General features: G+C 47.6%; 18 protein-coding genes. 3 read left to right on the top strand and 15 right to left on the bottom strand.

All coding sequences use genetic code 11. The annotated features are described in order from the left end of the window. Nucleotides 1-377: 377 nt before the first annotated feature. Together FHW36_RS14715 and FHW36_RS14710 are read left to right on the top strand one after the other, a co-directional pair. The gene (locus tag FHW36_RS14715) at nucleotides 378-638 is read left to right on the top strand and encodes a hypothetical protein (RefSeq protein ID WP_145670203.1); all 261 of its coding nucleotides are present in this window, start codon (nucleotides 378-380) and stop codon (nucleotides 636-638) included. Nucleotides 639-643: 5 nt separating this feature from the next. Beyond that, entirely contained in the window at nucleotides 644-847 is a 204-nt protein-coding gene (locus tag FHW36_RS14710) for a hypothetical protein (RefSeq protein WP_145670201.1), read from the top strand. A gap of 26 nt (nucleotides 848-873) precedes the next feature. On the opposite strand, the gene FHW36_RS14705 is transcribed toward FHW36_RS14710, so the two are convergent. Next, nucleotides 874-1,731, bottom strand: coding sequence for an MBL fold metallo-hydrolase (locus FHW36_RS14705; protein WP_246121155.1), 858 nt, complete (start codon nucleotides 1,729-1,731; stop codon nucleotides 874-876). A gap of 148 nt (nucleotides 1,732-1,879) precedes the next feature. On the opposite strand from FHW36_RS14705, the gene FHW36_RS14700 reads away from it, so the two are divergent. After that, nucleotides 1,880-3,460, top strand: a complete 1,581-nt coding sequence (locus tag FHW36_RS14700) for a glycosyltransferase family 39 protein (RefSeq protein WP_145670195.1) — start codon at nucleotides 1,880-1,882, stop codon at nucleotides 3,458-3,460. Here FHW36_RS14700 and FHW36_RS14695 read toward each other — a convergent pair whose 3' ends face one another. The 14 genes from FHW36_RS14695 to FHW36_RS14630 form a co-directional block, all read right to left on the bottom strand. Beyond that, the gene (locus FHW36_RS14695; protein ID WP_145670192.1) at nucleotides 3,461-4,369 is read right to left on the bottom strand and encodes a haloalkane dehalogenase; all 909 of its coding nucleotides are present in this window, start codon (nucleotides 4,367-4,369) and stop codon (nucleotides 3,461-3,463) included. 61 nt (nucleotides 4,370-4,430) lie between these two features. After that, on the bottom strand, nucleotides 4,431-5,018 hold the full coding sequence (locus FHW36_RS14690; protein ID WP_145670190.1) for a Crp/Fnr family transcriptional regulator: 588 nt from the start codon (nucleotides 5,016-5,018) through the stop codon (nucleotides 4,431-4,433). A gap of 151 nt (nucleotides 5,019-5,169) precedes the next feature. After that, nucleotides 5,170-6,165 carry a terpene synthase family protein gene (locus FHW36_RS14685; RefSeq protein WP_145670186.1) on the bottom strand — a complete coding sequence of 332 codons (996 nt, stop codon included), beginning with the start codon at nucleotides 6,163-6,165 and terminating at the stop codon, nucleotides 5,170-5,172. Between the two features lie 43 nt (nucleotides 6,166-6,208). Continuing rightward, a complete protein-coding gene (locus tag FHW36_RS14680) occupies nucleotides 6,209-7,204 on the bottom strand; it encodes a terpene synthase family protein (RefSeq protein WP_145670183.1) in 996 nt (331 codons plus the stop codon). A gap of 310 nt (nucleotides 7,205-7,514) precedes the next feature. After that, a complete protein-coding gene (locus FHW36_RS14675; protein ID WP_246121154.1) occupies nucleotides 7,515-9,317 on the bottom strand; it encodes a DUF4091 domain-containing protein in 1,803 nt (600 codons plus the stop codon). Nucleotides 9,318-9,362: 45 nt separating this feature from the next. Beyond that, a complete protein-coding gene (locus FHW36_RS14670; RefSeq protein ID WP_145670181.1) occupies nucleotides 9,363-9,905 on the bottom strand; it encodes a gluconate 2-dehydrogenase subunit 3 family protein in 543 nt (180 codons plus the stop codon). Continuing rightward, nucleotides 9,906-11,606 (bottom strand): GMC oxidoreductase, encoded by a 1,701-nt coding sequence (locus FHW36_RS14665; RefSeq protein ID WP_145670176.1) that lies wholly within the window; start codon nucleotides 11,604-11,606, stop codon nucleotides 9,906-9,908. A 73-nt stretch (nucleotides 11,607-11,679) separates the two neighbouring features. Further along, entirely contained in the window at nucleotides 11,680-12,132 is a 453-nt protein-coding gene (locus FHW36_RS14660) for an ROK family protein (protein WP_186452448.1), read from the bottom strand. Between the two features lie 4 nt (nucleotides 12,133-12,136). After that, nucleotides 12,137-12,868: a 6-phosphogluconolactonase gene (locus FHW36_RS14655; protein WP_145670170.1), complete on the bottom strand. Its 732-nt coding sequence runs from the start codon at nucleotides 12,866-12,868 to the stop codon at nucleotides 12,137-12,139. A gap of 8 nt (nucleotides 12,869-12,876) precedes the next feature. Continuing rightward, nucleotides 12,877-13,974, bottom strand: coding sequence for a Gfo/Idh/MocA family protein (locus FHW36_RS14650; RefSeq protein ID WP_145670168.1), 1,098 nt, complete (start codon nucleotides 13,972-13,974; stop codon nucleotides 12,877-12,879). 9 nt (nucleotides 13,975-13,983) lie between these two features. Continuing rightward, complete coding sequence (locus tag FHW36_RS14645; protein WP_145670166.1) at nucleotides 13,984-16,221, bottom strand: glycoside hydrolase family 3 N-terminal domain-containing protein; 2,238 nt, start codon at nucleotides 16,219-16,221, stop codon at nucleotides 13,984-13,986. Nucleotides 16,222-16,253: 32 nt separating this feature from the next. Then, complete coding sequence (locus FHW36_RS14640) at nucleotides 16,254-17,069, bottom strand: glycoside hydrolase family 16 protein (RefSeq protein ID WP_145670164.1); 816 nt, start codon at nucleotides 17,067-17,069, stop codon at nucleotides 16,254-16,256. A 32-nt stretch (nucleotides 17,070-17,101) separates the two neighbouring features. Next, nucleotides 17,102-18,637, bottom strand: coding sequence for a RagB/SusD family nutrient uptake outer membrane protein (locus FHW36_RS14635; protein WP_145670160.1), 1,536 nt, complete (start codon nucleotides 18,635-18,637; stop codon nucleotides 17,102-17,104). 71 nt (nucleotides 18,638-18,708) lie between these two features. Continuing rightward, a complete protein-coding gene (locus tag FHW36_RS14630) occupies nucleotides 18,709-21,789 on the bottom strand; it encodes a SusC/RagA family TonB-linked outer membrane protein (protein WP_145670158.1) in 3,081 nt (1,026 codons plus the stop codon). Nucleotides 21,790-21,822: the final 33 nt, after the last annotated feature.

Genomic DNA, 21,822 nt, shown 5'->3' with positions numbered 1-21,822 from the left:
AAATCAATATATTTCTCCACCTGAAACGTGGATAAACGCCCGATAAATACCAAAAATAAAAAAAGGGCTGTACCATTTATTTATGATACAGCCTCTTTTATTAGACTATGAACGATGCTCCGGTTGTCTCGCATATATTTCTGCAAAAACGATAGAGCTACAAAGCGTTGTCCCGTTGAAACTAAACGCTTCTTTCCCGTTCTTTTCTTTGATAGAGTACTGTTTACCAGTAATTTATCCGATCTTAAGTGGCCGAATAAAACTCATTCCCCAACGAATATGAATCCATTATTCCCGAATATTCATTTAAAGGCGGTCGTATTAAAAAATACTTATATCATTGATGCAGATTACACCTACTTTAAAATAACATTGAAATGAACAAAAAATTTACATTCAGTCAAAAGCCATTAGACTATGTTTACGCCCTTGTGTGGTTTGGGCTTTTTGTAGCTTTCGCCTACTATATTTTTTCAGGTAAAATGTTTCAACCCGACGCAAACGGAAAGATTCATATCGTAGCTATTTTAGTAGCATGGGTAGCGGAATATTTAACTCAAATTGGAACATCCATCCTGGTTTTATTGATAGGGTTATATATTTCCGGTAAAATGATTGTTAAAAAAGGCGTTAACTAACCAATATGCAGGTCAATTTTATCATACTGCTGTTTACCGGTATATACCTGGCAGGCACCCTACTCTACTATAAATATGCTGCAAAGAAAGGCATTGCCTTCAGGTATAAGCCTTTCACTCTAATAGTCGTATTTCTCTTATTCCTGCTCGCCCTCTATGGTATTATCACCCAGAAACCATATAATGAAATACTGCCTTTTATACGCTAGTAACCGGGAGCTGTTTCCTTCAACCTTTAAAATGCAAGCAGCTTCCCTTGTTCAGGGATGATCAACTTCACATGCAGCGGATTGTAAGCCTTTAGCTGCGTACGAATCACCTGTTCACGGTTGCCGCCAGGTTTGATATGCGTGATCACCACCGGGAAATTGTTTAACGCTTCCTTACCGGAAAGCAAAGCAAGGTCCTCTAATGAGGACATTAACCAGCGTGGGGTAAGATGCCCGAATAATTGTTTATCCGGTTGTTCATTGGCGAAAGAGACTTCAATAAAAAGCGCCTTCAATTTTTTGGCTTTCAGTAGCGGCGCCACGTGCTGCCATAGCTGATGCATTTTATCTGAATGTTCCACCGAATCGGCCCCTGTATCGCCCAGGTACAACACATAGGCCTCGTTATGACGCACCAGGAAAGCGGTGCTTTGATATGGGCTGGCATGACTTAATGAAAAAGCGGTTACCTCCATGTCGGTATTTTGTAAAGGTATTTCTATACCTGGCGTAAGTACCGTGTAATGGTATTTGCCCAGTGCAGGTTTCTCGCCTTCGTCGGCAAAGTTAGCCCAGCTTTTCCAGGAGAAGTATTTATCCTTGAGCACATCCACGCAGTAATCGAGGCCATAAATGTTTTTGCTGCTATCATCCGGCGAATTGATGATCATACCTGCCAGGTGGTCCAGGTGCGCATGCGATATGAGATATCCTTTGATATTTTTCTTCAATACCTCTTCGGCGGTGCCTCGCAGGAGTTTTGCCTGTACTGCTTTTTCAATGCCATAATGTAAGGTGCCTGCATCGAGGCATACATAGTCATTGCTTCCGGTTGGTGCAATCATGTAGGCAGACAGATTGCTTTCATCGATACCGCCTTTCACACCAAGCGGAATAACCTTGAACGAAGTTTGCGAAAAGGTGTTTTTGCAAAAAAGCACGCATGCAAAGAGAAGAATAGTTAAAACAGGTTTCATCGGTTAAAGATCAAAATTTCTGCTGAATGCTGCCAATTTTTTTTATCTTTTTCCTATGAAACCCATTCATCTTCTTTATCTCCTGGCGCTGATCAAGTTAATTTTACCCTTCTTTCTCCAGGATCCCGCCTGGGGCCCTCACCGGGACGAATTCCTTTACCTGGCGGAAGCCCGGCATATGGCCTGGGGCTATATGGAGGTACCGCCGCTGCTTTCTGTCTTTGCCTGGCTGACAAACTTCCTGGGTGGCGCGACGTGGGCCATCAAAATATGGCCTTCGCTGGGTGGCGCCCTGACATACCTCCTCGCAGGCCGTTTGGTGCTCCACCTGGGCGGCCGCTGGTTTGCCCTGGTCCTGGCCTGGATGCCCTTCGTGGCAGGCGCCTGGCTCAGGATACATTTCCTCTTCCAGCCAAACTTCCTGGATATATTCTTCTGGACAGCGATGGCCTACGGGCTAACCAGGTTTCAGCAGTCGGAAAAGCCCCTGCATCTTTACATGGCCGGTCTTAGCTTCGGCCTGGGCATGCTTAGTAAGTACACGATGGTCTTTTATGCCACGGGCCTGATGGCGGGTCTCCTCCTCACCTGGGACCGGAAGATCCTCACCAACCGCCATTTCTATTATGCGATCGGCCTGAGCTTCTTACTTTTCCTGCCTAACCTGCTCTGGCAAGTTCGCAATGGCTTTCCGGTTATCTACCACATGAAAGCGCTTCATGATGGCCTGCTTCAGTACGTGAGTAACTCCGATTTCCTAAAGGACCAACTGCTATATAATGTGGCCACGTTGTTTACGTGGGTAACCGGCCTCGTTTGGGTAGCACGCACGAAACAATACCGGTTCATTGCCTGGGCATTCTTCGTGACACTCGCACTCCTGATGGTAGGCCATGGAAAAAGCTATTATTCACAAGGGGCTTACCCGATCCTGTTCGCTTTCGGTGCTCCTGTGCTGGAAGCCTGGACGAATAAGTGGTGGAAGATAGGTATGATTGCCTTCAGTCTTTTCATAGGCATCCGCCTGGCCCCGCTCCTCCTGCCTTTTAAGGCGCCCGCCCCACTGGCAGCATATTACGTTCGTCACCCGTTGGCCAGTAAAGTGGGATTCCTCCGTTGGGAAGACCTCCAGGACCACTCCCTGCCCCAGGATTTCGCAGATATGTTGTCCTGGGAAGAGATGACCCAAAAGGTGGCCAACGCCTATGCCTCCCTCAACAGCACAGAGAAGGCCCGCACGCTGTTGTTCTGCGATAACTACGGCGAAGCGGGAGCCGTGAATTATTATGGTCCGAAATACCATCTTCCACCCGCATACAGCGACAATGCCAGCTTCCTTTACTGGATGCCCCGCGATTTCGATCAGTTCGAAGTGTTGCTGCTTGTTACAGACGATAAACAGGAAATGCAGCATGCCTTTATCAAAGAGTTCAAAGAGGTGCAGCTGGTAGACAGCATCACGAATCCTTATGCCCGGGAGCATGGCTCGCTCATCATCCTGCTGAAGGGACCCAGCGAGGCATTCCGGCAAGCATTCAGGGATAAAATCGACAAAAGTAAACTGAAGACCACCGCAGAAGGGGCTGTACAAACGCTGAAACCCAACCCACTGGAAGACGGTGGTGCGCTGCATTAACTAGCGCAACTTTCTTACAAACCCGGCAATGGCTTCACCTATTTCCATTGGGCTATCTTCCTGTAAAAAATGCTTTCCCTTTACAGTGATCTCTGTCTGATTGGGCCAGGTATTACAAAACGCCCGAAGGCTGTCGTTTTCTACGGCGCCGGGATTGCCATGAATCCAGAGCTTGGGAACCGGACTTTCTTTAAGCCAGTTTCCATAGTCAGTCACCACTTCAGCGACTTCTTTGGGCGATCCGTCCAAAGCAATCTGGCGTGGAAATGATAAGGTAGGGCGGCGATCTTCTCCCTCGTTAAGATAAGGTCGCCGGTATTCCGCCATCTCTGCCTCGCTGAGTTCCCGGAAAATTCCTCCGGGCAGTACTTTTTCAATAAACACATTGTTTTTCAACACCAACTCCTCACCGGCGGGAGAGCGCAATGTGCGGAAAAGGTCACGCACCTTCGGTTCAAATTCATCCCACTTAAAAGGGATCGCCAGCGCTTCCATGTGAACGATCCCCTGTACGCGGGAGCGGTGTTGATTGGCCCAGTCGAAGCCCAATACAGAACCCCAGTCGTGCAGCACCAGCGTCACATTCCTCTCCAGCTTCAACTCTTCCCAAAGGGCAAAAAGAAAACTGCGTTGCACGGAATAAGCATATTGCTCCGGTCCGGAACCGGGCAGCTTCTCTGAGTCGCCCATGCCAATCAGATCACAGGCAATAAGGCGTCCAAGACCCCGGCAATAAGGCATTATGTTCCGCCAGAGATAAGATGAGGTAGGATTGCCATGTTGAAATACGATTGGGTCGCCTTCGCCTTCATCGATGTAAGCCATACGGCGGCCTTTTATCTCAATAAATTTCTTTTCTGCAAAAGGCTTTTCGCTGAAAATGGTGGGTACGTTTGCTTTGTGTTCCATGTTTGTAATGATTTTATACTACAAAGCAACGCCCCAGGCATACGCCAGAAAATAAGGTACCTTAAGATTTTTTACGAAACATATTTGTTTTCATCTGGCTGAAGAATTCGGGTGTAACACCAATATAGGAGGCAATATATTTTTGTGAAATCCGGCTTTCAAGGTCAGGGTAAGCCTTGGTGAATAATTCATATCTCCCCTCCGCAGGTTGTGAGAGATTGGCATTTATCCTGTTTTGATGGAAGACAAAAGCATTTTGAAATAATATCCGGAAAAACCGTTCGAATGTGGGAGCCTGCTGGAACAAAATATCCAGGTTGTCTTTGCTGATTTGTAACAACGTGGTGGGTTCCAGCGCCTCCAGGTTATTGACGCTCTTTTGCCCGGACAAAAAACTATACAAATCACCGCTGCACCACCAATCTTCCGGCGCAAACATCAACACATGCTCCTTCCCGTTGGCGTTGATCGTGTAAGTGCGCAGGCAACCGTTGATAACAAAAAACTGCTGCCTGGCCACATCTCCTTCTTTCAACAAAATTTCTTTTCTTTTAACGGTTTTAGCGACTGCCAGGGATAGAAAAATGGCCGTTTCTTCCGGAGTCGGCTCGATGTGCCGTCGTAGGTTATTTATAATGGCGTCGTTCATTGGCTGGTGATAGTCGTTGTTTTATCTCAAAATACAACAAATATCAGGGCAGTTAGCATTGCCTTCAAAAAAGGAAAAATACCTGGCAACCGGTGGCGGGTGTCCGGTTTTGGCACATCCAGTCATTTAACAAGTACCCGTTAAAGGATCATCAACCTTTCGATGCCTGAGCCGCCTGGTAAACGTGCTTTGGAAATTCAGAGGGTATATACCGCACAGTAACTCCATTATACCAATCGTCCAGTCCCGTGATGTTAAGGGTGATATGGTATACATAGTTTTTTATGTCTTGCTGATGAATTCCGAAATCGGGCAAATCGGATACTATCGCGGCCATTTCATCCACATAGGCATCATGGATACGTTCGGTTTCCTGTATGGCCTCTTCCAGCGATATCTTGCGTTCATACTTCAACACGAGGATGTGATTACATACTTCAAACTTGCTGTCCACCATCTCTTTTTCCAGCGTATACCAATCGTTCTGCACTGCCATGATGCGACACAACAATGTTCTCAGCCGCATAATAACCGGATGTTCCATAATGTGCTTTGGCACCATATAATTCATGCCGGCTTCTATCATATCTCCGTAAGGATACATGGCAATGGTGTATTCCCTGAGAAACGATAACCGCAGCAGGCTGGGATAGCGCCCTTCCCGGCGATAGGGTGCTTCTTCCATTATGCCATAAGTAGTGTAGCGGTACATGTTTTTAGCGAGGCGCTCAATCCATTCATACGGCATATAAGTAAGCCACTCGTCCCTGCATTTAGCTATCTGCCGGTACATCCCGGTATCGGTGGGTTTAGGCGTATCACCCAGTATCACACCTATGATGCGATCTCTTTCTATCGCTATTTTATCTACCGGCCAGCGCTCATAATAATCATCATATAAAGTAAGCCACAAAAAGAAACGGGCAATAGGCCGCAGATGTTGAATGTTAGTTGTAGTAGGCGCCATCCAGGACGCTCCGTTTGCCAGGTTGTGTCCTTTGATTTTCGTGGTGGCTCCTTCCATCATAAATGTGGCATAGTCCTCGTCCAGCCACTGCCGCTCTTCTTCCGTAAAGTAGTCAGGATGCGACGGAGGGAAATGATCCCATGGATACTTCAGTGGCGGCATGTTTAATTTTCTTTGCATAACTTACTTTTTAGATTTGTACGGAGCGAGGGTTTTGATACTATTAATCGGATAACGCCGTCTTTTTGATTATTTCCGCGGAGGGAAAACCATGTAAGGAATTGTATCGCTCCAGCCGCGATGATACCGACTTCCATCCACTCAAGGTCATACTGATATAATGCACCCGGTTTACGACCACATCCTGCCATTCACCAAAATCGGGCAGCGATTGCTGCAGGCGGACAAACTCCTTAAGCTCTTCATTGTGAATCCGGACGTCTTCCAGGCATGCCTCTTCGAGCGAAAGGTTTTTATTATACTGGATAGCCTTCACTACGTTGTAATAGATGCTGTCGGTAGCTTCATCTTTCATAACAGACTGTACTTCGTTAAAATAAACCATCATCCGTACAGCGAGTGCACGTAATCGTTGCAACACCGGGTGCTCATTAACGCCCGGGGGCAATGGAATACCGGTTTCCAGGTCGGTGAGCTCCAGGAAAGGATACAAACAAAGCGAATCTTCCCGTATGGCAATACATTCTTCTATACTGGGAAAAGCTTTTTTCTGCTTGTATTCCAGTTCAAGCTCCACCCCCCTGAAATACCTGGAGAGTCCTGCAATAAAGCGTTGCAACGATTCTTCTGAAATGAATGGCAGGAGCTCTTCCCGCAGAGAGGCCAACAGTCCTCCCAGGGGAATACCTGATTGCGCGGCACTCACCTCTCCTTTTAATACTGCGATAGATTGCTGGTGGATAAAGCGGATCTGCTCAGGCGTTCCTTCTTCGTATTTGTCGTCGTTAAAGAGCGTCCACAACATAAAGCGGCAAACGGGTTTCAGGCGTTCCTGGCTGCTGGTAGGAAACCATTGCGACGCAATATGGGCCGTCTTTGTTTTCTTGTACTTCTGGCGGGTCTGCGGATCATCTTTGTATAACCAACGATATTCACCATCGATCCATTGATTGTCGGTAATCTCTTGCAAAGCATCTGCAAAAGGATTTTTCAGCGTGGGAAATGGGTAACGGAACAGGGAAAGCATTTTAGCATTCATGGCTATTTTGATTGAGGGTAAACAAATTGATATAGCAGTGCTGCCATATCAAATCAGAACAGGGGTATCATATTACAATATGATGTCATGAAGATAATTTTCTCCACTGTAATTCAACCTCAGTCAATAAAAAGTTCGGAACGCATACTAAACAATCTTAAATATTCACCAGGTTAGTGAAAGCAGCATGATTCCCCTCTTGAATCAGTGATAACAACTGACGGTCCGTTAGCTTTTCCATATCGGGAGCAAACTTAATATCCAGATATGAACTGAATATTAAGTTGCTGCTTAAATAATCGCTATTCTCTTAACGCCCCAACGCATCGCTCAAAGCCGTTATCAATGCTCTTCCTTTATCTACATCTCCCGTGATCTTCTCTTCATTAAAATCATGTTCTTTAGCGAAAACTCCCAGGTGCTGCTCCAGGGCTAACCACGCGCGCTTTGCCGCTTTGCTGCCAGATGCTGCTGCCTGCGCTTTCAGAATACGGATTTTTTCGTAATCCACCATCCCTTCCCGCAGCTTCTCGAAACGGATGCAGCTGTTACCTCCGGGATATACCAGGTAGCAATCTCCCGCAGGCCATGAGCCAAAACGGGCATCCCTCACCGGGTCTTCCGGCCAGCCATCGTAAGCCCAGCGCAGAAAGCCATCATAGCCACGTGCAAAAGAATACCAGCTGATCCAGCGCCCTTCGATAGGAGGAGAAAATACAAAGTTGTTGGGTACTGGCGGATTACAGCACACATAAAAAGTAGTGGTAGCTCCCCGGGCGCTACGTTGCCGCTGCTGGGCGTCTGTAGGCTCGTTACCATACAGGTAACAGTAATCATCCAGCAAGGTATCCAGTTCTGTATGCCAGTTACCCGCATAAGTGATACGCCATTTCGGGGAATGTTCCCTGATCACTTTAATGGCGGCCAATGTTTGGTTCATCTCATTTTCATTGATGCCCAGGTAAGTTTTGCTGAACCAGCCTTTCTTTTCCAGGTGTGCCTTCAGATCAGTTAAGAAATCATGCCAGCGGGTGCGGTACTCAGTTGTGCCGGGCGCCCATTGCGCATAAACATAATTGCCGGTGACGGCATCGGTATAACGGAAACGGTTACCCCAGGGCACCGGGGTATAGATCGTAATGGCTTTATCGATACCCAATGCCATGGCCATTTCCACATAATCGTCGAAGATATGGTAATCATATTTCCAGGAGCCATCTCTTTGCTTTATCCAGGTGATCATGCCTCCCTCTATCATATAGGAATTATCTGACCAGGGAGAATGTACGGCATAGGTGGTAATGTATTTACCTCCGGCATCGGCATATAGTTGCAGATGTTTCTTCAACAACGCCTTGTGTTCGGCCGACCAGGGTTCCAGGTGATTAGACCAGGCCACCGTCCATGGATTTTGCCAGAGATCAAGGCGGTATTGCCACTCGTGCGGTGGCGGCAACAATTGTTGTTGCACCCGGATCTTTATATACAACGTATCGGTATAACGTTCGGTATGTACCATCACTTTGCCGGTGTATTGTCCTGGTGCTGCATCTGCAGGTACATCGAGCGAAAGCCACACCGGCCGGGTGGTTTTGCCGGGCAGGTCGAACCGGTCGAAATCTTCAAACCGGTCCGGCATCAGGAATCCCTGCGTATAGGGTGTCTTCTCACAGTTGGCATCCTTTGCCCCGTAAGGGTAGTTCGACAATACATATCGCACCAAATGCAGTTTCGCGTGTTGGTGGTGAATCACCTTTCCATTTTCATTGATGAGATCACCTATGGTAAACCGTACCTGGCGAAGGCTGTCGGGCGACCATACCAGCAATTGTGCATTCAGCCGTTCATTTTTCCAGCCGGTAACTTCCCAGGTAGCGGTCACCTTTTGCGAGGGTACAGCTGTTCTGAAATAAGCATGTTCCGTGGAACCGAAAGCCGCATGTAAACCGCTGGCCTGGCCCCTCCAGGCAGCAGGATCTACCGGCTCATCAAACGTATATTCTGGCTGATAATGTGGCGACTGCGCCGGTAAACGGGCGGCATCTATTTGCCCGGGGTGCTGCGCAAAAGCGGTTGCTGAAACCAGGCAGCCGATGATGGTTAATTTCTTCACGCGCTCAATTTAATGTGTGACAGTTGCAGGAGTATGCCTCATTGCTTAAGACCACGCCGTTTCTCCACTATAAGCAATACATCCTTCATATTTCTCCGGCACAGGGAGATAGCGCAGTACTTGAGTGGCACCGGCCTTAGAAGTAAAGAAACCCAGTAAGGTGAGTTGCTTCATTAAGGTAAAATAATGCGGCGTATCGTCTGTGTTATGTTGGCGCTTTGCTGCGCCATCGATACCGCTGAGCAACGATTGCTTTTGTTCCGTAGAAAGTTGTATAAAAGGCTGCTTAAATTTCTCTTTCGATGCCGTATTTAACTGTATAATTCCCTGTTTTAATAACTGCTGTTGCGTGTTATCATAACAATCGGCGGCATATAAGGCCATAAACTTACCCACTTCGGCATCTTTCGCTCCCGGTGTATTGGTGCGGGGAATAATGGTTTCCGCCACCTCGTCCAGGAAGGCGATATCATTATTACTGAAAAGAAGGTCTTTTTTTCCTTTACATCCGGAGAGAAATAGTTCGCCGCCAACAAATGCTGCCCCGGTCAGCACGGCGATTGTTTTGATTAATTCGCGACGGTCCATTTACAACGCTCCTTTTTTTAGCAGATCCACTGCATAGGTAGCAGCTCTCGCGGTTAATGACATATAAAGAATAGAGGGACTCTGGTTGCCCGTACTTGTCATACAGGCGCCATCCGTCACGAATACATTTTTACAATGATGCAACTGGTTCCATTCATTCAGCAACGAAGTAGCAGGATCTTTCCCCATGCGTACCCCGCCCATTTCATGGATATCCAGTCCGGGCGGCTGATGGTTGTCGTACACTGCAATATTCTTAGCGCCTGCAGCAGTGAGCATGGCTTTTCCCTGTTCAATAAAATCCTTTACCATCCGGTCATCATTGTCGTCATAATCTACGGAGGTGATCAGCAACGGAATGCCCCATTCATCTTTTTTATCTTTGCTCAGTCTTACATGATTACTTTTCTTGGGAATCGTTTCGCCCTGCATATACATATAGGCGCCCCATTTTCCCGGTTTGCTGATCGCTTCTTTAAATTGAGGTCCTACCGCAGCCGGCAAGTTTTTGTCGCTTAGCTTTTCGCGGTAAGCAGCGCTGAAGATGACGTAGCCGCCTACGAAGTCGGTGTCTTTTTCATACACGTTGCGGAAGTTGGGAATAATACATTCCGACGGTTTCGATACCTTGTAGTACTTATCTTCAAAGCCGTCGAACTCCCCGCTCATGCCAGCCCGGTAATTATGAAAGCAAATGTATTTCCCCAGCAACCCATTGTCGTTCCCCAGCCCATTCGGAAAACGTTTGGAGGTAGAGTTCAGCAAAATAAGATTGGTATTTAAGGCGGAGGCATTAAGGAAAATAATCTTTGCATAGAACACCGTCGCTTCTTTTGTTTTGGCGTCGATCACTTTTACGCCTGTTGCCTTACCGGATTGTTCTTCATAAATAATGGAATGTACTACGGAGAAAGGCCGTATGGTCAGGTTCCCTGTTTTTTCCGCCCAGGGGAGTGTAGATGCATTGGAACTAAAGTAGCCGCCAAAGGGACATCCGCGCATACAGAGATTGCGGCTTAAGCACTGGCGATGCTGTTCCTTTTGAACCTCCTGCGGCTGCGTTACCTGGGCCCACCTGCCGGATACATAGTGCCGGTTGAATTGCGCTCTTACCACATCACTTATATGCTGCTCTACACAATTCAATTCAAATGCTGGCTGAAATTCGCCATCCGGCATGGTAGCAATGCCTTCCTTGTTTCCGCAAACGCCAATGAATTTTTCGACGTGGCTATACCACGGCGCAATATCTTCATAGCCGATGGGCCACTCAATTCCGTACCCATAGCGGTGCGGGGCGGTAAAGTCCATTTCGCTCCAGCGTGCGCAGGCCCGTCCCCATATGAGCGATTTTCCACCCACCTGGTACCCTCGTATCCATTCAAAAGGTTTTTCCTGGATATAGGGATGGTCGGCATCCTTTACAAAAAAATGTGCGGTACTGTCGTCGTATCCTGCCGCCCTGCTGATATAAGGATTGGCTTTCAATACCTCTTTCGGCACAGCACCACGGTACTTAAATTCCCAGGACGGCGTATTGGCCGTAGGATAGTCTTTCACATGTTCCACATTTCTCCCCCGTTCCAACACCAGTGTTCTCATTCCTTTTTCACACAGCTCTTTCGCAGCCCAGCCTCCACTGATACCACTACCAATCACAATGGCATCAAAATGCTTGGCTGCATCTGTATTATCGGCCATACATAAAAATTTTATTGGTTATTCATTGACTACAGGCGTCGGTCAGCCGTTGACAAATGCAATGCTGCTGCGCCTAAGATATTACTTCCTGCTCCCCTGCTATAATTCCCGCGCCCAGTCCGGTTCCTATCGTCAATCCCACCAGGGAGGTGAATGAACGCCCGGTGCCGAAATGAAATTCTCCCAACGCGAAACAGTTGGCATCATTTTCAATTTTGACGGCTACCTGGTAGCGCTGCTCCAACACTGCCCGGAGATCTGTTTCATTCAGCGATGGGATATTCACGATATCGTAAGGTATCCTGCTGGCCGGATCTACCAGTCCAGGCACTCCAATCCCGATGGCCTTCACCCCGGGGTTGATGATTTTGTCGATGATGCCAAAAATCTGTTCCAGGATTTGTGTCCTGTTTCCCTGTGCATACAGGGGTTTCGATACAACAGACTCACGAACGCTTTCATTGACAATGCCGGCACGTAAATTAGTTCCTCCCAGGTCAACGCCTATTATCTGCGTTTTCTCCATATCATTACTTATTTGATAAAGAGGCTGCCGCAGCTGCATCTAAAAATACGGTTACCGATGGATGCTGTAACAACAGGCTGGCCGGCACTTCATTCGTTGCAGGCGCCTCCAGCATTTCCCGGACAATCGCCGCTTTATGCTGACCGCTCACCATTAAAATAATATGCCTGCTTTCCAAGAGCGTACCCAAACCTAACGTGATCCCTTTATCCAATACCTGCGGCTGGCTAAAATACTTTTGACCCACCTGCTTCGTTACCGGGTGCAATGTTATTACCTGCGTTCTGCCATCAATGGCGCACCCTGGTTCATTCATAGCAATATGTCCATTCATGCCTACCCCCAGGATAGCTACATCTATTCCATTCCTGTTACTGATAAACTGCTCCGCTGCGGAGCATTCTCCAGGAAGATCCGTGGAGCGGCCATCAAAGAAGTAAATGTTATTTTCGGAAACATCGAGCGGCCGGAACAGGTCTTTGTCGATAGCATACCGGCAGCTGCCCTCATCTGTTCCATTAAGTCCTACCCACTCGTCCAACCCTACAAAACTCCAGTCAGCTACCTCCACTTGTTTTTCCTGGTATTTTTCCGCGAGCACCTTGTATAATCCCGCCGGCGTATCGCCGGATGCCGGGCATAGCAGCGGCTTTTCATATGCCGACATCAGCTGTATCACCTGCTCCGCTACTTTTGCCGAAAGCTCGGCATACGTTTGATAGATCGCTATTTTCACTCATCTGGTTATTTAGTGGTGGTGGTTGGGTTCAACCATAGATCAATTGGCTTTTCTACCTGCTGGTTAAAGGGAAGCGTTATCCGTTTGCCCTGCCCTGCAGATGCATAGGCGGCATAGATAATTTCCAGCACCGCTCTTCCATCTTTCCCCGTTACCAGTGGTTCACGGTCTTGTTGTACACATTCAATAAAGTGCTTCAATTCCTGCGGATATCCCTGGTTAAAGGCTTCTTCGAAGATGCAAAAGCTCCACCCTACAGTAGTATCTGTTTTTTCCATGGCATAACCATAGCCATTTTTACTATAGGCCAGCACGGAGTTCCCGGTAAAAAGATCCGCATAAGCCACCCCATCCAGGCCATGAATTTCACTGCGGTCATCCATACCGCCCTGTTTGGCCCAGGAGTTTTCGACTACGCCTGTCACCCCATTTTCAAATTCTATGATCACCACGGAGTTATCTTCTCCCCTGGTCCTCTTCTTGTGGAGCACCGTGTTCATAGATGCCATAACACTTACGGCTTTGCTGTTCTTTAACATCCACCGGAACCAGGCGATACCATGGCAACCCATGTCCATCAGTACGCCCCCGCCAGACTGATTTACATCATAAAACCAATCGGAATGCGGACCAGAATGTTTCTCTGATTGCTTTAACATATAAATCTCGCCCACTGCGCCTTCTTCCACCAGTTTCCGGGCGCGTTCGTACTTGGGCGCAAAACAAAGTTCTTCTGCATACATCAGCTTTACGTTGGCCGCTTCGCAGGCAGCAATCATTTCATCTGCTTCTTCCAGTGTAACCGCCAAAGGCTTCTCAATAATAGTATGCTTCCCTGCGGCAGCGGCTTTCAGCGTTGCTTCCTTGTGCAGGAAATTAGGGAGACAAATATCTACCACATCCACTTCAACCTGTTGCAACAACTCATCGATGGAAGAAAAATGCTGCGCAATATGATGCGTGTCGGCAAAGGCTTTTGCTTTTTCGGCATTTCTCGCATACACGGCTACGACTTCCGCTTCCGGAACAAACCGTGTATAACTTTCCATATGGATATCGGCAATAAATCCGGCTCCTAACAGGGCGACTTTCACTCGTTTCATAGTTTAATGTTAAAGTGGTTCACTAAAAATATTATTGATGGTAGCTGTTTGTAACCTGATATCATCAGATGCACTTCCGATCATGATCTGGCATGCTACAGGCAGTACAACTTTCTCTAATTTTTCATTGTAAGAACAGAGTTCTTCTTTTGTAAACACTATGGTAACTGCTTTAGTTTCGCCCGGTTGAAGGAAAACTTTTTTAAACCCTTTTAATTCTTTTACAGGGCGCAGTGGCCTGGATACAATATTATGAATATACAACTGGGAAGTTTCTTCTCCTGCATAATCACCCGTATTTTTTACCTGGAAGGACACTTTTATGTTTTCTTTCCCGGTTCTTTCCCATTTCAGATCGCTGTAAGCGAAGCTGGTGTAGCTTAATCCGTGTCCAAAAGCATAACGGGGAGAGTTGAGCAGATCGGTATAGGCCGACTTATAAAACCGGTCGGTATCGCTTGCCGGCGGCCTTCCTGTACTATAGTGATTATAGTAGATGGGAATTTGCCCTTCCGAGCGGGGAAACGTCATGGGCAGCTTTGCAGAGGGATTGTATTTACCGAGCAATACATCTGCCATCGCGTATCCTCCCTGGCTTCCTAACCACCAGGCATATACGATTGTGGGCACATGTTCCGATGCCCAGTCAAAAACCATGGGCCGCCCCGCCATCAATACCAGCACTACCGGCTTACCTGTTGCCACGATTGCCTTTATCAGTTCTTCCTGTATGCCCGGGAGATGTATGCTGGACCGGCTTTTAGCTTCCCCCGTCATGTCGGGGGCTTCCCCCATCGCCATAATCACCACATCTGATTTCCGGGCCACCGCTACCGCTTCTTCAAAGCCGGCGCGGGAAGAATCTGTAATCCCACAGCCAGGTGCGTACAGCAGCGGTGCATCCGGAAGCTGTGCATGCAAGCCATCCATCAGCGATGGGATATCTTCACCAAGATTAACATTCAAAGACCAAAATCCTTTTAATTCTCTTTTTGCTTTTACCAACGGGCCGATTAAGCCGATACTTTTACCGGAGGTAACCGGTAAGAGATGTTGGTCGTTCTTCAGCAACACGATGCTCTTTCTTGCCACCTCCCTTGCTACAGCAAGGTTTTCCGGCGTATAGAGCAGCGTTTGTTCCCGTTTGGCATCAATAAACCGGTAGGGATTTTCAAACAGTCCCAGTTCAAACTTCTTCCGGAGTATCCTGCGAACGGCATCATCGATTAACCGCACATCTACTTTCTTATCTGTTACCAGCTGTTTCAGATGCCCGATATAGCTCCCGCTTTCCATATCCATATCGCTTCCGGCCTGGATAGCTACAGCCGCCGCTTCATAGTTATCTTTCACATACCCGTGACTGACCATCTCTCCTATAGAGCCCCAGTCGCTGACTACAAACCCTTTGAAATTCCATTTTCCTTTAAGAATATCCCGTTGCAGGTAACTGCTGCCGGATGCCGGTATGCCATTCAGGTCATTAAATGAATTCATAAAGGTGGCTACACCGGCCTGCTGCGCGGCATAAAATGGTGGCAGGTAAGTTTCCCAGAGGGAATGCAGGCTCATGTCTACGCTGTTATAATCCCTGCCGCCAATGGCTGCTCCATAAGCTACAAAATGCTTGGCACAGGCCATGATCGCATCGGGGGAGCCCAGTCCTTTTCCCTGGAAGCCTTTTACCCTGGCCACGGCTATCTTTGATCCGAGGAAAGGATCTTCTCCGGCGCCTTCCATCACCCTTCCCCAGCGGGGGTCGCGGGCAATATCTACCATGGGCGAAAAAGTCCAGTTAATGCCTGATGCGGCCGATTCTATGGCTGCCACCCGTTCTGCTCTTTCAATAGCTTCCATATCCCAGCTGGCGGCCTGCGCTAAAGGAATGGGGAAAGTGATGCTGTAGCCATGTATCACATCCTGCCCGAATAGCAGCGGAATTTTGAGGCGCGACTGCATCGCCGCATCCTGGAAAGCCTTTACATGTTCCGTGCCCATGATGTTTAACACCGCTCCTACGCGACCCGCCTTAACGGCGGCTATCTTATCCCCCACCTGGGAAACAGGGCCGGTGGCTTCCCAGTTACCGTTATACTGATTCAGCTGACCAATCTTCTCTTCCAATGTCATCTTTGCCAGCAGCGCATTTACACGTACATCTACGGTATTTACCTGGCAGATAGCTTTATCAGCAACGCATAACAAGGCGGCAGCCGCAACGACTGCATATATTTTCCTAAAAGGCATGATTTCCGTTCTTTGAAATTTTTATCCGAGTGCTACTGCACCCATTCGTACATTCTTACGTAATCTACCTGCATGGCTGCAGGGAACACCGCTTCATCCACACCTTCCTTTCCGCCCCAATTGCCGCCTACGGCCACATTCAACAGCAAATAGAACTTCTTATCAAACGGCCATCCTTCATGACCTTTGTGTTCATTGGCTACCTGGTAATACACCTTCCCGTCCAGCAGGAAGGTGATATTATCAGGGGTCCATTCTATTGCATACACATGAAACTTGTCGTAGGGTTGTTTTATATAAACACCTTTTGTTTTCTGCGTTCCGATAACATGGTTATAGGTTTTGCTGTGCAAACTTCCAAAAATGCTGTCTTTCATATAGCCCACATGCTCCATCACATCAATCTCTCCGCTTTCCGGCCAGCCGCCGTATTCGTCGTCGGTCGACAACATCCAGATAGCAGGCCAAAGGCCTCTGCCCTTGGGAAGCATAGCGCTTACCTCCAGCTTTCCATATTTCCAGTCGCCTTTGTTTTTGGTAATCATCCTGGCAGAAGTGTATTGGCGATCGCCACTGCCGCCATTCCTGGCCGTTATAGACAATTTACCATTTTCTACTTTCGCATTATTGACATCGGCGGCGGTGTAAAACTGTAACTCATTATTTCCCCAGCCGGATCGCCCGGTTTGATAGCCCCACTTGGTGCTATCCGGCAACCCGTTGTAATTAAACTCATCGCTCCAGGTCAATTTCCATTTCGTATGACGTTTAATGGATTGGGCCTGGGATGTTGCGATAAAGCAACATCCCACCCAGGTTAAAACGAGACAATAGATACTTCTTTTCATTAGATTTAGCGCTTTCTTTACTATCATTAAAATTATTTCAGCAGGGAATTGATGTCTTCCTGTGCCTGTGGAATCGGAATGTATTCACTTCTTCCCTTTATAAATCCAGGGAGTACGGTAGCCGCCTGGTCGGTTCTCAACAGGTCGTTAAATCTCTCGCCCCACCATTCGCAGATTAGTTCTGCATGGCGCTCATCCAGGAGCTGTTGCAGGGTTACACCATTGATAGATGCCAGCTTTACCCGGTTTCTGACCAGGTTTACCTGGGCATCGCCGTTCTGGCCTTTGCGTATTTTAGCCTCAGCATTCATTAACAACGCTTCTGCGTAACGCATGATACGGACATTGTTATTGGCGCCATAATAATCAACCCTGCCCGGTGTCATTTGTGAGCTCGGCGTATATGATTTACCATTGAAATATTTCTTCCTGGATCCATTTCCGGAGATCGTATCACCATCTGGTGTAACGGAATAGGTGCCCGGAGCGCCATTAACGCCACAATACTGGATCGCCATTTTTAAACGTACACTATCATTACGTGATTTCAGGAAATCAACCGCTTTTTGTGTAGGCACCATCCAGCCTGGACCAGTAATAACTGAACTGTAGGTATTTTCAGGACCCTGGAAGAAAAAGAAGTTACCCCACTCTTCACCGGGGCCGCCAGAGATCACGATATCGCCACTGGATTTTCCGAAATCAGAATATTGCAGTTCTAAAATGCTTTCATCACACAACTTACCGGGCATTTTAAACAGCTGGTAGTAATTACTGAACAGGGAGAATTTACCACTGTTCACGATTTGGTTAGTACAATCCAGTACCACGTCCCAATAGGTGCTACCATTGTTGTTACCTGCCAGGTCCATGGCTGCTTTGGCTTTCAGCATCAGTGCAGTATATTTGGTCACCCCGCCAACGTGTGTAGCGGCATTAGGCCGGGCATCTTCGAGGTTGGCAATACAGAAATCCATTTCAGCCATCACATACTTATTCACGTCTTCTATACTGCTTTTCCCAACGGTTCCCAGCTTAGCCGGATCGTTGCTTTCCAATCCCAGGATGGGTACCGCGCCAAAGCTTCTGCCTAGCCAGAACTGCGCAAGCGCTCTATAGAAGCGCACCTCTGCCTGGTATCTTGCCAGCAGCTTATTTTTGTCTGCGTCAGCGGCGGGGATGTTTTTTCCAAATTTATCCAGCTCTGCCAATGCGCTATTTGCCCCCAGCACCACGGCATACATGCTGATCCACATGTCGTTGATGCCCCAATAGCTTTTTACGGTGACATCAGTTTGAAAATTGTGGATGCCTATTTGTCCGGCGTCATCATTTCCCGGCTCAATATCATCACTACGGGAAGACCGGATGGCCATGCTGATCCATTTTCCAAAAGTGCCGCTGGCAGCGGTTCTGTATACACCAGATACTGGCTGGTACATTAATGATAAATCAGTATAGTCGATAGTGGTTGCCTGCGGCTTATTTTCCGACGGTCGATCCAGGAACTTGGAACAACCGGAAGATAAAAGCAGTACGATGAGCAAAATTGATATGTAGTTTCTCATGTTTTCTTTTTTAAATTTTCTATAACGGGTATCAAGGATACTTTTCGTGTATCCTTACAAGTGAGCTTTCCTTAGAAAGCAGCCCTAACACCTAAACTGTAGGAAGAAGAAACCGGGTACACATTAGCATCATAGCCAGACACCGGGTAACCGCCAGCGGTATTGGTACCCACTTCAGGTGTAAAGCCGTTGTAGCGGGTAAATATGAATGGTCTGTCGGCGGTAGCAAATACCCTCATAGCGATAGGCGATTGTTTGCCCACATTAAAGTTATATCCCAGCTGGATGTTTTGCACGCGCAGGTAAGCGCCGCTTTCTACAAAGAAGGAGTTGCTCACTTTAAACCAACCTTGTCCCAGGGCATAAGCAGAAGGATAGGCATTGGTTGATCCCGGACCAGTCCAAAGGTTTGACGCAAATTTTTCATCCAGGTTCAGGGAAGTGGAAGCTTTATAAAGCCGTCCCCTGTTGAGATTGAAGATTTTATTGCCAGACACGCCCTGGAATGCCACGCTAAAGTCGAACTTCTTATAAGTAAGCGCTATATTGAAACCATAGGTAACCTTTGGTAAATAGCTGCCCATGTTGATACGGTCGTTATTATCCAATACCCCGTCGCCGTTCTGATCTTTATACTTCGGGAAACCAGGAACAATTTTCGAGGTAGCCGTTTGGTTGTAGTTCTTTGCAATCGGATCATTGTTGATTTCATCCTGCGTTTGATATACGCCGGTAAATTCATAACCATAGAAGTAGTTAATCGGCTGTCCTACAACGATACGGTTGGGGAATTCTGCGGTCCATTCAGGGAAACCGCTGGTGGAACTTGGCAGCGTTCCCAAATCGGTCACCTTGTTTTTCAGGGTCGACATATTCGCGCCGATCTGGTATCCCAGCTCACCAATTTTATCATTCCAGCTCAGTGCCACATCCCAGCCACTGTTCACCATACTTGCCCAGTTACCATATACACTCGCATAAGTGAAAGGAATTGGCTTGTTGAAGGCGGCCTGGGTAGTTTTCCGGTTGAAATAGTCAACGGAGCCTTTTAACCTTCCCCTTAGCAGCTCAAAGTCAACACCACCATCCCATTCAGTGACAACTTCCCAGGTAACATTGGTAAAGAACCTGTTCACGGAGTATCCGGGCACATATACGCCATTGGCGCCTGCGGTGCTACCAAAAACAGCGGAAGCACTGTTGCCGGTTTTTACGATAGCATAACCAGCATTGGAATTTACGCCGTCATTTCCAAGTTTTCCCCAGCTACCTCTCAGCTTTAAGAAATCGAAAATTCTCTGGTTCTTCATAAATGCTTCCCTGCTCAATACCCATCCAAGGCCCACTGACGGGAAATATCCCCATTTAGTCTGGTATTTCGAACTTCCATCTGCGCGGAAGGTGGCCGTCAGTAAGTATTTATTGTCATAATCATAGGTGCCGCGTGTAAAATAGGAAAGGCCGGCATTACGGGTACCATCTTCTCCGTAGTAGGCAGCGCTGGGCGTGCCCTGGCCGGCATACCACGCTTCTTCCACATTCGGTACGTCATCGGCTTCCGTCCGTGTCTGACGCCACCGCTCTTCCCTGGTAGATTGTCCCAGTAACAGGCTCCAGTGATGCAGCCCTTTGCTGTCCCTATAGGTAAGCAGGTTATCCAATATATAATTGGTGGTTCTTTCCTGGATAGATTTCAGATGAGATTTGACCGCGCCATCTGCACCAGGGCCCAGGTTCCTGGCAGGCAGGTAATTTGTTCCCAACAGCGAACCATAGATCTCACTCAACTGGGATCTGAAGGTGAGTTTATTCTGCCAGAAGCTGGCTTCACCATATATGGTCGGTAATATCTGGAAAGCCTTTGACCGGTCATAATTATAATAGGCGGAGGCCATCGGGTTTTTATCATCCGATCTTCCGATCACAGAAGCGGCGGTAAATTTCACCGGGAAAGCATTCACGTTGGCGTTGTCGTATACCGGGAACAGCGGAGAAGCCGTATAAGCATCCAGGAAAGCGCCGTAATTGGGATTAAACGTAGTAGAATTATTAAAGATAGCGGAGAATCCTACTTTCAGCCAGCTAAATGCCTTGGCCTCCAGTTGTAACCGGCCGTTATATCTTTTAAAATCATTCTGCGCGTTTAAAATACCATTCTGGTAGGTATAGTTCAGGCCCATGGAATAAGTTACCTTATCGCTTCCTCCCTGTACATCGATGCCATGATTTGTGATCAGGGCGCTTTTTCTCAATATTACATCATACCAATCAGTGCTGGTAGTAGGATTAAGCCCGGTGCCACCGAATCTTTCTGAAGACAGCAACACCGTACCGCTATCTGCCGCAGCACCCCGTTGCAGGGAAAACGAAGTATATTGCTGTCCATTGGCCATTTTGAGCACATGTGTGGGCTTTTGCACGCCTACATAACCATTATAGGTTACGCGGGTTTTCATATTGGCCTTCCCTTTTTTGGTGGTGATCAGCACCACCCCATTGGCAGCACGTACCCCATAAATGGCGGCGCCGGAGGCATCCTTCAGGATAGACATGTCGGCAATGTCGTTGGGATTCAGAAAACTAATGTCTGTCACAAACATTCCATCCACCACATATAAAGGATTTTCATTATTAAATGACCCTACCCCCCTGATGCGGACATTCGGAGAGCTTCCCGGGGCGCCATTGGCAACTACCTGTACACCGGGAACACTTCCCTGAAGGGCTTCCATTGGTGTAGCGGTAGTCCGTTTAAGCATGTTTTCTGTATTAACCGTGGTAACCGGGGCGGTGAGGTCAGCCTTTTTCTGTGTACCATAACCTACCACTATTACTTCTTCCAGTCCCGTTCTGGATGGCTCCAGCTGAATATTCAATACTGTGCCGGTGATAGCCACCGCCTGCCTTGCAAAACCAATCGCTGACACTATGAGAGAATCTGAACCGGAAGGTATAGAAAGCGTAAATGCCCCGGTTTCATTGGTGGCTGTCCCAATAGCTGTACCTTTTACACCTATCGAAGCGCCGATGACAGGTGCATTTTTGTCATCTTTCACCGTACCCTTCACAATTTTGTTTTGGGCATAGGTAGCAAGATGAACAAAAAGGGAAAGTACAAGGAGGACAAAAATTCTGGAGAACTTTTTTTTCATACGTGAGATTTAAGTTTTTTGGTCGTTCCTGAT

Origin of the sequence: Chitinophaga polysaccharea (genome assembly GCF_007829335.1) — a bacterium.
GTDB lineage: Bacteria > Bacteroidota > Bacteroidia > Chitinophagales > Chitinophagaceae > Chitinophaga > Chitinophaga polysaccharea_B.
The sequence above is the reverse complement of the archived record's forward strand: the minus strand, read 5'-3'. Positions and strand labels throughout refer to the sequence as shown.

What these genes read in the sequence shown, in the direction of transcription:
- FHW36_RS14635 (WP_145670160.1), bottom strand. Translation starts at nt 18,637, where the DNA reads ATGAGAAACTACATATCAATTTTGCTCATCGTACTGCTTTTATCTTCC.
- FHW36_RS14670 (WP_145670181.1), bottom strand. Translation starts at nt 9,905, where the DNA reads ATGGACCGTCGCGAATTAATCAAAACAATCGCCGTGCTGACCGGGGCA.
- FHW36_RS14700 (WP_145670195.1), top strand. Translation starts at nt 1,880, where the DNA reads ATGAAACCCATTCATCTTCTTTATCTCCTGGCGCTGATCAAGTTAATT.
- FHW36_RS14695 (WP_145670192.1), bottom strand. Translation starts at nt 4,369, where the DNA reads ATGGAACACAAAGCAAACGTACCCACCATTTTCAGCGAAAAGCCTTTT.
- FHW36_RS14685 (WP_145670186.1), bottom strand. Translation starts at nt 6,165, where the DNA reads ATGCAAAGAAAATTAAACATGCCGCCACTGAAGTATCCATGGGATCAT.
- FHW36_RS14715 (WP_145670203.1), top strand. Translation starts at nt 378, where the DNA reads ATGAACAAAAAATTTACATTCAGTCAAAAGCCATTAGACTATGTTTAC.
- FHW36_RS14710 (WP_145670201.1), top strand. Translation starts at nt 644, where the DNA reads ATGCAGGTCAATTTTATCATACTGCTGTTTACCGGTATATACCTGGCA.
- FHW36_RS14630 (WP_145670158.1), bottom strand. Translation starts at nt 21,789, where the DNA reads ATGAAAAAAAAGTTCTCCAGAATTTTTGTCCTCCTTGTACTTTCCCTT.
- FHW36_RS14665 (WP_145670176.1), bottom strand. Translation starts at nt 11,606, where the DNA reads ATGGCCGATAATACAGATGCAGCCAAGCATTTTGATGCCATTGTGATT.
- FHW36_RS14690 (WP_145670190.1), bottom strand. Translation starts at nt 5,018, where the DNA reads ATGAACGACGCCATTATAAATAACCTACGACGGCACATCGAGCCGACT.
- FHW36_RS14645 (WP_145670166.1), bottom strand. Translation starts at nt 16,221, where the DNA reads ATGCCTTTTAGGAAAATATATGCAGTCGTTGCGGCTGCCGCCTTGTTA.
- FHW36_RS14660 (WP_186452448.1), bottom strand. Translation starts at nt 12,132, where the DNA reads ATGGAGAAAACGCAGATAATAGGCGTTGACCTGGGAGGAACTAATTTA.
- FHW36_RS14640 (WP_145670164.1), bottom strand. Translation starts at nt 17,069, where the DNA reads ATGAAAAGAAGTATCTATTGTCTCGTTTTAACCTGGGTGGGATGTTGC.
- FHW36_RS14650 (WP_145670168.1), bottom strand. Translation starts at nt 13,974, where the DNA reads ATGAAACGAGTGAAAGTCGCCCTGTTAGGAGCCGGATTTATTGCCGAT.
- FHW36_RS14680 (WP_145670183.1), bottom strand. Translation starts at nt 7,204, where the DNA reads ATGAATGCTAAAATGCTTTCCCTGTTCCGTTACCCATTTCCCACGCTG.